This is a genomic window from Ovoidimarina sediminis (assembly GCF_032586175.1).
GTDB lineage: Bacteria > Pseudomonadota > Alphaproteobacteria > Rhodobacterales > Rhodobacteraceae > Ovoidimarina > Ovoidimarina sediminis.
The window spans coordinates 122,275-133,422 of record NZ_JAWHTE010000001.1; the positions used below are offsets into that span (position 1 = coordinate 122,275).

The window sequence follows — 11,148 nt, forward strand, 5'->3', positions numbered from 1 at the left end:
AAGCGGCATGCGCTCGGCCGCCCGGTGGGCCGACATATGCGCCACGATCGCGGCGGGGTCCATCTCGGGCAGCCGGGCAAAGGTGACGTCCCTCGTCAGGATCGCGTCCTTCGATGCGCCTCCCCGGCGCTCATGCAGCGGCGCGCACCGGCCGCCTGCGGTGGCCCGGGGGATGGGATGATGCGCGCCCCGGAAAGCCGATCCTCAGCCGGGCCGCCCTGCCCGCCCCGATCATCACGAAGCCGCAGGCTTCCCGCCCGTCGCGGTCGGTGAAGGACGCACAGCCACTATGCGGCAACACCATCACCACGAACGCGGCGCGCCCGATCGCAAAGCGCGGGCCGCGTCACGATCGGGTCGGGCCTGCCCTCCTGCTTCGGGGCCGACAGGATCACGGGCAGCCGCGCGGCAAGACCGGCAAGGCGTCGGAACGCGGCGGGATCGACGGCAGGCTCCGGCATGTCCCGCGCCCGGCAAATCCCGTGCGCCCCGGAAACGCGAACGCCCCCCGCTAGCCTCGCGCCGCGCGCTCCATCCCGCGCCGCCCAGGCCTCGGCAAGATCCGCCAGCACGGCCCTGAACTGCCGCCGCGCCGCCAGTCTGAACAGCGCCCGGGTCAGCACGCTGCCTTTCGGCACGGCCTCGATATGGATGGTGAAGGCCGCGCCCCCGTCTTCCTCCTCGACCGACCACACCCCGTGCAGATCCGCGATCGGGTACGGGTAATCCGCCGCCTCCGTATGCACCCGGAACCCGAAGGCCCGGCCTTCTTCGTAAAGGTCGCAGGTCTCCTGCCAGTTTTCCCCCTTCGGCCCGAAACATCGCCGCCGCATGCCCAGCCCCTCGCCCGCCACGACCTCGACCTTCGACAGGTTGCGCGCCACGTCGGCATAGCCCGGGTGATCGCTCATCACCTGCCAGACAACCGGCGTAGGCGCCCCCACGGCCCGGCGGACCCGCGCGAGGATCCGGCCCTCCGAAACCGTGACGGAGGCTTCGCTCAGGGGCGGCACGATCCGCCGCGCGCCCAGGTACTGCCCGATGGCAAAGACCGCCACGATCCCCGCAACCGCGACAACCGCGCCCTGCCCGGCCTCTGAAAAAAGCGGCCCCGCAAGGATCAGAAGTCCCGCGCTTCCCAGGATCCAGCCCGCATCCATCCCCGAAACGAAAACGACCTGCCCGGCCGTCAGGAACCTGTCGCGCACGAGCAAAACGAGGCCCAGCCCGAACAGGATCAGCCCGCCCCCCAGGAGACGCAGCACCACGGGCTGCCAGGGCGCGGGATCCTGAAACAGCATCCCGGCGGCTCCCCCGGGCGCGATCAGAAACCCCACCCCCATCAGAAGCGAAAATGCGGCGTTCAGCCCTAGGAAAATGCGGGCGGTCCTTGCGGTGTCCATCGGTACGGCTCTCTCATCGGTTGGCATTCGCCGCCATTCGCGCGATTTGCCCGCCCCGTCTCAATTACCTCATGGGTAATCGAACTCCCCGCCCCGCCGTGGCAAGGTCGGGCATGGCCTACAACCCGAACATCCCCGAACCCGCCTTTCCCGTCTTCCTGAAGACCTGGCGCAAGCGCCGCAGGCTCAGCCAGCTCGATCTTTCCCTTCAATCGGGCATGTCCCAGCGCCACATCAGCTTCCTCGAAACCGGCCGCTCCAATCCCAGCCGCTTCGCCATCGCGCAGATCGCCGAGGCGCTCGAGATGCCGGCGGCCGAGGTCGATGCGATGCTCCTCTCCGCCGGCTTCGCCGCGCGCTCCTCCCGGGGCGGCCGGGATGCCGCGACGCAGGCGGCCATCGATGCCTCGATCGATCACGTCCTCCAGGGTCACGCCCCCTATCCGGCGGTGTCGGTCGATCGGATCTGGAACCTCGTGAAGGCCAACGAACCGGCCCGGGCCTTCTTCGCCCGCGTCGGCGCGCCGGGCGACGGCAACCTGATCCGCGAAATCCTGGCCCCCGGCCCCCTGCGCGACGCCATCGTGAACTGGGGCGAGGTGGCCCGCGCCCTCCTGCGGCTGCTGGAGCTTGAGGCCGCGCGCCGCCCCCATGACGCCGAGGCGCACGCCCTCCTCGCCGATCTCCTCGCCCTCGACGGGGTGCAGGCGCTGATGGCCACGCCTCCCGGCCCCCGCACCGATCCGGTCCTCGCGATAAAGATCCGCATCGGTGCGGATGTGCTGGAACTCTTCTCCCTCATCGCGACCATCGGGATGAGCGCCGATGCCGCCCTCGACGATCTGCGCATCGAAACGCTTCTGCCCGCGAATGACGCCACCCGCGCCTGGTTCGCCCGCGCCTTTGCCTGACGCTTGCCAGATGCCCATACCCCTCGCCTCCCGTTTCGGCTAAGCCCGTCCCCGACGAAAACGGAATTCGGACGAGGGGAACGACATGGGCCAAGATTTCGCGACATATCCCAGCCTGGCGGGGCGCACGGTGATCATCACGGGCGGGGCCTCGGGCATCGGCGCAGAGATCGTGAAAGCCTTCGCCGCCCAGGGCAGCCGCGTGGGCTTCCTCGATCTCGACGAGACGACAAGCGCCGCGCTCACCGACGCCACGGAAGGCGACATCGCCTTCGAGATCTGCGACCTCCGCGATATTCCCGCCATGCAGGCCGCCCTCGCCCGGCTGAAGGAACGGCTCGGCCCCGCCTCGGTCCTCGTTAACAACGCCGCCCGCGACGACCGCCACGCCTGGGACGAGATCGACCCTGCCTATTGGGACGAACGGATGCACACCAACCTCCGCCACATGTTCTTCGCGATCCAGGCGGTCGCGCCCGACATGATCGCCGCCGGCGGCGGCGCGATCGTCAACATGGGCTCGAACTCGTGGTGGGAGGCGGGCGGCGGCTTCCCCGCCTACACCACCGCGAAGGCGGCCGTTCACGGCCTCACCCGCACGATGGCCCGCGATCTCGGCGGCCACCGGATCCGCGTCAACACCGTCGTGCCGGGCTGGATCATGACCGAGCGGCAGAAAACCCTCTGGGCCACGCCCGAGGCCCTTGAAAAACACCGCCAGCGCCAGTGCCTGCCGGATCTGATCGATCCGGTCTATGTCGCGCGCATGGTCGTCTTCCTTGCGTCCGACGATGCGGCGATGTGCTCGGCGAACAACTACATGGTCGAAGCGGGTTCGATCTGACGGGCCGCGCGCGGCAAAGTTCCTCACGAAGGCCACAGACCTTCCCGAAGCCGCCGGGATTATAACCCCGGCTTTCCTGCGCGAGGGGATCGGGCGGTTCGCTGCGAACGGATATGCCCACACCGGGACCCTCAGGCATGTCAGCCTCCGCAAGCGCGATCTGAAGGCACGACCCGGGGTCGCGGCCCCCTTCGCCACCCCCGATCCATCCCGGTCACGACGATCCCGCATCGGCGCTGGCCGCGCCCACCATCACGACACGGCTCTCCCATGATATCGCAGGGGCCGCGCCCCGTGCCCCCGCTGGACAAACACGCCGCCCCCCGCTTCAGTGATCCCGCCACGTGCAACCGAGGCCCCACCATGACGCTACGCCAGCCGAACATCCTCCTGATCATGGCCGATCAGATGACACCCTTCATGCTCGAGGCCTGCGGCGGCACCGGCGCGCGCACCGAACACATGTCGGCGCTCGCCGCCCGCGCCGCCACCTTCACCAATGCCTACACCCCCAGCCCGATCTGCGTCCCCGCCCGGTCCTGCTTCATGACCGGGCTCCATACCTCCACGACCGGCTGCTACGACAACGGCGATCCCTTCCCGGGCTATCTGCCCACCTTCGCCCATTACCTCGCGAACGCGGGGTACGAAACGGTGCTGTCGGGCAAGATGCATTTCATCGGGGCCGATCAGCTTCACGGCTTCCAGCGCCGGCTCAACACCGATATCTATCCGTCCGGCCACCTCTGGTCCTACCCTCTGCCGCCCGAAGACGATCCCGACGCAAAGGCCTTCGATTTCACCCCGCAATACCTGGCCGAAAACATCGGCCCCGGCTGGTCGAAAGAGCTTCAGTATGACGAAGAAACCCACTTCCGGGCGATGGAATACCTGCGCCACGCGCCGAAGAGGCCCTGGATGCTGACGGTCTCCTTCACCAACCCCCACCCACCCTACAAGGTGCCCCGCAGGTATTGGGAGATCTACGAAGACGCCGACATGCCCCTGCCGATCTATCCCGACGACATGGACGATCGCTATTCGGCCTACGATCACGCGATCCGCCGCTGGCACGGGCTCCACCTCCGGGGCGACGAGATCCGCGATCCCGAAAACCTCCGCGCCATGCGCCGCGGCTTCGCGGCCCTCGCCCATTACGTCGACGACAAGATCGGCGAATTGCTCGGCGTCCTGGAAGAGGCCGGAACCCGTGACGACACGCTCGTCATCGTCACCTCAGACCATGGCGAGATGCTGGGCGAACGCGGCATGATCCAGAAACGCAGCCTCCATGAATGGTCGGCCCGCATTCCGCTCTTCATCGACATGCCGGGGGCCGTGCCCCGCCGGATCGACACCCCCGTCTCGCTGATCGATCTGCCGGCCACCCTGATCGACATCGCCCAAGAAACGTCCGTCCGCCCCCTCGAAGGCCGCTCGCTCCTTCCGGCGATCCACGGCGCGGAACTAGCGGTGATCCCGGTGATCTCCGAATACCACGGCGAGGGCATCATGCGGCCCTCCTTCATGGTGCGCCTCGGCGACTGGAAATACCACTACTGCCACGGCACGCCGCCCCAGCTTTACAACCTCGCCGAGGATCCCGGCGAATGGGCGAACCGCGCGGGCGATCCCGATTGCGCCGAGATCGAATCCACGCTGAACCAGGTCATCACCGGCGGCGCCTTCGACCTCGACAGGATCGCGTCAGAGGTCTGGGACCGGCTGCCCATGAAAGCGGTCGTGAACGCCGCGATGAAGGCCAACGGCACGGCCTGGGATTACATCCCCGATCCCGACGCGACGGCCGGGTACCTGCGGGAATAGCGCCTCACGACGCCGCCACCGCCGCCCCGTCCCGCACCGCGCGCACCTGCCGCGCGATCTCGGCGATATGGCGCGCATCGGTGCCGCAGCACCCGCCCCAGACATTGATATGGGGAAACCGCGCCGCAAGCGCCGCCATCTGGCCGCCCAGCTCCTCGGGGTCGCCGTCCTCGAGATGCCCGAGGCTGCACAGCGACAGAAGCTCCATCGCCACGGCATTCGGCATGAAGCCTCCCAGCCGGTCCATCCAGCCGCCTGGCCCCAGCCCCGGCGCGAATTCCGTCGGATGGGCGCAGTTCACGGCATAGTACAACGGCCCCCCCCCGGTCGCGTCGTCGATCCGCCCCACCGCCTCCTCCAGCGTCGCCCCGTCATTCAGCCGCCCGCCCTTGGCGATGAAGGAAATCATGCAGGGCATCCCCGCCCCCTCCGCCGCGCGGGCGAACCCCGTCGCCTCCTCGACATTCGAAAACGTCCAGGCCGAAACCATCTCGGCCCCGGCATCGCGCATCGTCACGATCTGCTCGGAATGATAGTCCTCGGCCTCCGCCGCATCCTCCACCCGGCCCGTGTCATAGGCGTCGCCCCTGGGGCCGACGCAGCCGCCGATCACCATCGGCGTCGCCTCGCTGTGATAGTCCCGCGCAATGTCGCGGTAGAACTCGATGCCGCGCGCGGTGATCTCGGCCAGCCCCTCGCGCGAATAGCCGATCAACTCCCCCCAGTCCCGGCTCGTCCGGTAGTGCAGCCCCTCGTTGATCACGCCGAACCCGTTGGCCACCGCCGCTTCCACCAGCTTCCGGTGATAGGCCTCTAGGCACGCCCGCCCCCGGTCGTCGTCCAGAAGCTCGAACGCGCAGAAATGGCGCAGCGTGAACCCGTCGATATATTGCAGCCAGGTCTCGAACCCGCCCCCGCAGGTCATCAGCCGGCCATCCAGCTGCGGAAGCGCTGCCGCATCGGTCATGTCTCTGTCCCCCTGTTTTCAGGGAAGCATAGGGGCATCGGGCGATCCTGTCGCCCCTTCGGGCGCCGGCGAGGCCCGCCCTCAGCCGGCCAGGTCGGAATAATACCCGATATGCCGCCCGGTATGGGCCTCCAGCACCCGCAGAAGGCTTTGGTCCGCCGCCTCTGCCGCGCCGAGAGTGACGATTGCGTCCAGCACCTCCCCCGCATCGAGATCATGGGACCGGGACGGAAACGCATTCAGCCCGCCATTGTTCGCGCTTCCCAAATACCGGCAGGCAATGGCCGCCGCTCGTCCCACGGCGGGCACATGGCCGGATCGGCCTCCATCACCATTGCGTTCCATACGGCCGTCTGCCCGTCACATGTCACGCGACGTCCTTTCCCGGGGCACCGTCTGCCCCGAAGATACGCGCCGTGGCCCACGTCGCCTGTGGCGCTTGCGCGCGGGGATACAGGATCTGCCACAGTTCCGTCATCCAGCCGCGCTAGGCTGTGCCCCGGGGACGATGAACAGAACGGGTAGAATGTCGACAGCGATGCCGCTTCTCCGAACCTGGCTTCTGCTGACGCTGGCCAGCCTGCTCGCCGGGTTCGCCGGGGTGTTCTGCGCCTATGCGGTCGACGGCTCCTGTTCCCTCCCGGCGGCCTTCGGCTTCGCCTGGCCCGTGGGCCTGATCTCCGGCGGCATCGGCGCACTCGTCCTTGCCGGGCCGATCCTCACGGCCTGTTCCGGCTGGGAGGTGTTTCTTCTGGGTGCCCCGAACGAGTTCAACCTGACCGTCTTTTTCTTCAGCCTGCCCTCGACGCTGGCCGTGGCGATCCTCACCGGTGCACGCCTTCTGGAACGGGCCGTCGGACGGGATCTTCGCGTCTGGCCGCTCACCCTCTGCCTGACGCCCCTGGCCTACGCGGCGCTCACCAGCCTCGGCAACCGGGTCTCCCTGTCGTGAGCCCGGCCTCTCTCGTATCCCCGGGCGCATCGCGATGACCCCGCCGCAGCGCACGCCCGCCTCCACCCGGCACCATATCGGCGCGGGCCTCCTGACCGCCCTCCTGTCCTTGCTCTACGTCTTCGGCTCGTTCCGGCTCGCCCCCTGGGGCTGTGACGTCAGCGCATGGCTCTGCCTCATGCCCATATCGGTGCTCTACGTGTCTCCGCCCGCCGCGCTTCTCCTGCCGCTTGCGGTCATGGCCAACCGCCGCCGCCAGCGGCCTTTCCCCGACGGACTTCTCCCGCTCATGATCGCGACGGGCCTCGTGGCCCAGGCCGCGATCTCGGGCACAAGCCTGTGGCTCAGCGCCCCGCACATGCGCCACATCTTCGTCTACGACGTGCTGATCTTCCCCTACGGCTTCCTCGCGGGCGCCCTCGCGGCGGGGGTATTCCGCCTGTCCCTTTCCGCCCTTGCCCGACTTTGGAGGACGGGCTGAGCGGCGCGGGAAAGAATCCGCCTGTTCCGCCGCCCCGCCCGGGTGTAAGCGTCCTCCATGACACCCGCCGACAGCCCCGATCACGATCTGCACGATACCCGCTATGCGTGGTTCCGCCTCGCGGTGACGCTTCTCGTCGCCTGCGTCGGCAACGTGGGCATGTGGGCGGTGATCGTGATCCTGCCCGACATGCAGGCCGAGTTCGGGATCGACAGGGGCACCGCCTCGCTGCCATACACCGCCTGCATGGCGGGCTTCGCGATCGGCAGCCTCGCGATCGGCCGCTGGGTCGACCGCTACGGCATCACGCCCTGCATCATCGCCACGGCGGCGCTCATGTCCGCAGGCTATACGCTCGCGGTCCTGTCCCATTCGGTCTGGGCGCTCATCGCGCTCCATGGCGCCATCGGCTTCGGCGCGGCGGCGAATTTCGGGCCGCTCATCGCCGATATCTCGCACTGGTTCATGCGCCGGCGCGGTATCGCCGTCGCGATCACGGCGAGCGGCAACTACCTCTCCGGCGCGATCTGGCCGCTTCTTCTCTCGGGCCTCCTCGACAGCTATGGCTGGCGCGGCGTCTATGTGGCGCTCGCGGTGATCGTACCGGCGCTCGCCATCCCGCTCTCCCTCGTCCTGCGCCGCCGGATTTCCGAGGCCGCCACCGCCCGCGCCGACAGCGCCGCCGCCGCCCGGCGCGGCGCCACCGGGCTCGCCCCCGCCCAGCTTCAGCTCATGCTCATCGTCGCGGGCGTGGCCTGCTGCATGGCGATGGCGATGCCCCAGGTGCATATCGTGGCGCTTTGCGCCGATCTGGGCTTCGGCCCCGCGGTGGGCGCCGAAATGCTCTCGCTCATGCTTCTGGGCGGGGTCGCCTCGCGCCTCGTCTCGGGCTTCCTGGCCGACAGAATCGGCGGCATCCTGACGCTGCTCACCGGCTCCGTCCTGCAATGCATCGCGCTCTTTCTCTACCTGCCCGCGGGCGGGCTCACCTCGCTTTACGTCGTCTCGCTGGTCTTCGGGCTCAGCCAGGGCGGCATCGTGCCCTCCTATTCGATCGTCGTGCGTGAATACATGCCGGCGCGCGAGGCGGGGGCGCGCGTGGGCTCCGTCACCTTCGCCACCATCGTCGGTATGGCGGTGGGCGGCTGGGCCTCGGGCTGGATCTACGACGCGACCGGCAGCTACGACATGGCGTTCCTGCACGGGATCGCCTGGAACGTGCTCAATATCGGCATCGTTGTGACGATTCTCCTGCTCACCCGGCGCCGCCTCGCCCCGGCCTGACAGGGCCCAAAAAAAACGCCCGCACGAGGCGGGCGTTAAGTTATTGAGGCAGGTTTCATACAGGCAAGAAACCTATCGAGCAGTGCCCCCTTTATACGCAAGCACTCGCCCACGGCCAAGCTAAAAGTTTGAAAACCCACGAGTCCCCGACTACGCTTTCGCCCAAAGGGCATAACGAGCAGAGGAATTGTCCACAAAATGCGAACAGATTTTTTCTCCACTCTCGCCGGCGCCGCCACCGCGCTGTGCCTCTCCGTCGCGGGCGCCGCCATGGCGCAGGAGCCGGCCCATGGCATAGCTATGTATGGCGACCCCGCCCTCCCACCGGATTTTGTGTCTCTGCCGCATGCGAACCCCGACGCCCCCAAGGGCGGGCGCATCGTGCAGGGCGAGGTCGGAAGCTTCGACAGCCTCAACCCGCACATCCTGAAAGGCCGTGTGCCCTGGCAGCTACGCTTCCTGAATTACGAAAGCCTCATGGGCCGCTCCTATGGCGAGCCGTTCACGCTCTACGGCCTCCTCGCCGAATCGGTGACGACCGACGAGGCCCGCTCCTTCGTCGAATACACGATCCGCGAAGAGGCGCGATTCTCTGACGGCAGCCCGGTGACGGCGGAAGACGTGCTCTGGTCCTACGAAACCCTCGGCACCGTCGGCCACCCCCGCTACGTCGGCTCCTGGGAAAAGGTCGCCAAGGCCGAGATCACCGGCCCCCGCTCCGTCCGCTTCACCTTCTCCGAACCCGACCGCGAGCTTGCGCTCATCATGGGCATGCGCCCGATCCTGAAGAAAGCCCAGTGGGAGGGTATCGATTTCGCCGAGTCGGGGATCGACATCATCCCCATCACCACCGCGCCCTACGTGATCGACGATTACGAGGCGGGCCGCTTCGTCTCGCTCAAACGCAACCCCGATTACTGGGGCAAGGACATCCCCTTCATGCGCGGCCAGGCCAATCTCGACGAGATCCGGATGGAATTCTACGGCGACGGCAACGTGATGTTCGAGGCGTTCAAGGCCGGCGAACTCACCACCATGCGCGAAACCAACCTCCAGAAATGGGATACGCAATACGATTTCCCCGCCGTCCAGCGCGGCGACGTGGTGAAATCGGTGATCCCGCACCAGCGCCCCTCGGGCATCACCGGGCTTGTCATGAACACCCGCCGCCCGGTCTTCCGGGACTGGCGCGTGCGCGAGGCGATGATCCACGCCTTCAACTACGAATTCATCAACCAGACGCTGAACGGCGACACCCGCCCCCGCATCACCTCGTACTTCTCGAACTCGGTCCTCGGCATGCGCCCGGGTCCGGCAGAGGGCCGCGTGCGCGACTTCCTCGAACCTTTCGCCGACAGCCTCCTGCCCGGCGCGCTCGAGGGCTACACCCTCCCCGTCTCCGACGGCAGCGAAAGGAACCGCGCCAACATCCGCGCGGCGCTCGTGCTTCTGGAAGAGGCCGGGTGGACGGTTCAGGATGGTGTCCTGAAAAACGCCTCCGGCACCCCCTTCGCCTTCGAAATCCTGCTCCAGCAGGGCGCCAACGAACCCCAGCAGATCGTCGATATCTACACGTCCGCGCTCGCCCGCCTCGGCATCACGCCCACGCTGTCGATCGCCGATCCCGCGCAATACAAGGAACGCACCCAGGTCTTCGACTTCGACATGACATGGTACACCCGCGGCATGTCGCTTTCGCCGGGCAACGAACAGGCGCTCTACTGGGGATCGGAAGCCGCCGAAACCGAAGGGTCGCGCAACTGGATGGGCGTGCAAAGCCCCGCGATCGACGCGATGATCGACAGGCTTCTGAATTCCACCAGCCAGGAAGATTTCCTCGCCGCCACCCGCGCCCTCGACCGCACGCTGATCTCGGGGCGCTACGTCATCCCGATCTGGTTCGATCCGGTCGCGCGTCTTGCCCATGCCAAAGAGCTTCGCTATCCCTCGACCCTGCCGATCTATGGGGATTGGCTCGGCTTCCAGCCCGAACTCTGGTGGTATGAGGAGTAGGCCATGCTTCGTTTTCTCTTGATCGTGTTCCTCGGTTTCGCCGTGGCCGGATGCGCCACCGTCGAAGGGATGGGCGAGGATATCTCGGGCGGCGCCCGCAAGGTCCGCGCGGCCCTATGACCGGGGGCCGGGCCGCCCCGGGTTAACGAAAACCGACCCGACCGATCTTATCGGATTGTTTACACCTGCCGTGCAGGCTTCCCGGCATTCCTTGGGAGGCTGCCGATGACCTGGACCGATATTCAAACCGCCTGGAACGATTTCGCCGACGACATCATGGCCCACTGGCCCGAACTCCACGGCGAAAAAGTCGTCGCCATCGCCGGGGACCGGGCGGAATTTGCCCACTACCTGTCGACGTCCTACGATCTGACGCTGGCCGAGGCGGCGGATGTGATCGACACCTGGATCCGCCGGATCACCGCGAAGGTGGATGCCGCGAAAGGCGCCGCCGCCGCCTGAGGCA

The 11,148-nt window shown here is 67.4% G+C and carries 12 protein-coding genes; 9 read left to right on the top strand and 3 right to left on the bottom strand.

Going from position 1 to position 11,148, the window contains the following annotated elements:
* Positions 1-287 precede the first annotated feature (287 nt).
* Positions 288-1,403, bottom strand: coding sequence for an SRPBCC family protein (locus tag RXV90_RS00620; protein ID WP_316646290.1), 1,116 nt, complete (start codon positions 1,401-1,403; stop codon positions 288-290).
* A 71-nt stretch (positions 1,404-1,474) separates the two neighbouring features.
* Here RXV90_RS00620 and RXV90_RS00625 point away from each other — a divergent pair, with 71 nt between their 5' ends.
* From RXV90_RS00625 to RXV90_RS00635, 3 genes are all read left to right on the top strand, one after another.
* Entirely contained in the window at positions 1,475-2,314 is an 840-nt protein-coding gene (locus RXV90_RS00625; RefSeq protein WP_316646291.1) for a helix-turn-helix domain-containing protein, read from the top strand.
* Positions 2,315-2,399: 85 nt separating this feature from the next.
* On the top strand, positions 2,400-3,158 hold the full coding sequence (locus RXV90_RS00630) for an SDR family NAD(P)-dependent oxidoreductase (protein WP_316646292.1): 759 nt from the start codon (positions 2,400-2,402) through the stop codon (positions 3,156-3,158).
* A gap of 363 nt (positions 3,159-3,521) precedes the next feature.
* Positions 3,522-4,985: a sulfatase-like hydrolase/transferase gene (locus RXV90_RS00635; protein ID WP_316646293.1), complete on the top strand. Its 1,464-nt coding sequence runs from the start codon at positions 3,522-3,524 to the stop codon at positions 4,983-4,985.
* A 4-nt stretch (positions 4,986-4,989) separates the two neighbouring features.
* On the opposite strand, the gene RXV90_RS00640 is transcribed toward RXV90_RS00635, so the two are convergent.
* Entirely contained in the window at positions 4,990-5,952 is a 963-nt protein-coding gene (locus RXV90_RS00640; RefSeq protein WP_316646294.1) for a homocysteine S-methyltransferase family protein, read from the bottom strand.
* Between the two features lie 81 nt (positions 5,953-6,033).
* Positions 6,034-6,297: a hypothetical protein gene (locus RXV90_RS00645; RefSeq protein WP_316646295.1), complete on the bottom strand. Its 264-nt coding sequence runs from the start codon at positions 6,295-6,297 to the stop codon at positions 6,034-6,036.
* Positions 6,298-6,478: 181 nt separating this feature from the next.
* On the opposite strand from RXV90_RS00645, the gene RXV90_RS00650 reads away from it, so the two are divergent.
* The 6 genes from RXV90_RS00650 (at position 6,479) to RXV90_RS00675 (ending at position 11,144) form a co-directional block, all read left to right on the top strand.
* Positions 6,479-6,904, top strand: a complete 426-nt coding sequence (locus RXV90_RS00650; protein WP_316646296.1) for a hypothetical protein — start codon at positions 6,479-6,481, stop codon at positions 6,902-6,904.
* Positions 6,905-6,938: 34 nt separating this feature from the next.
* A complete protein-coding gene (locus RXV90_RS00655) occupies positions 6,939-7,385 on the top strand; it encodes a hypothetical protein (protein ID WP_316646297.1) in 447 nt (148 codons plus the stop codon).
* 57 nt (positions 7,386-7,442) lie between these two features.
* A complete protein-coding gene (locus RXV90_RS00660) occupies positions 7,443-8,669 on the top strand; it encodes an MFS transporter (RefSeq protein WP_316646298.1) in 1,227 nt (408 codons plus the stop codon).
* Between the two features lie 198 nt (positions 8,670-8,867).
* On the top strand, positions 8,868-10,682 hold the full coding sequence (locus tag RXV90_RS00665; protein WP_316646299.1) for an extracellular solute-binding protein: 1,815 nt from the start codon (positions 8,868-8,870) through the stop codon (positions 10,680-10,682).
* Between the two features lie 3 nt (positions 10,683-10,685).
* Positions 10,686-10,802: an entericidin EcnA/B family protein gene (locus tag RXV90_RS00670; protein ID WP_316646300.1), complete on the top strand. Its 117-nt coding sequence runs from the start codon at positions 10,686-10,688 to the stop codon at positions 10,800-10,802.
* 105 nt (positions 10,803-10,907) lie between these two features.
* On the top strand, positions 10,908-11,144 hold the full coding sequence (locus RXV90_RS00675) for a hypothetical protein (protein WP_316646301.1): 237 nt from the start codon (positions 10,908-10,910) through the stop codon (positions 11,142-11,144).
* Positions 11,145-11,148 lie beyond the last annotated feature (4 nt).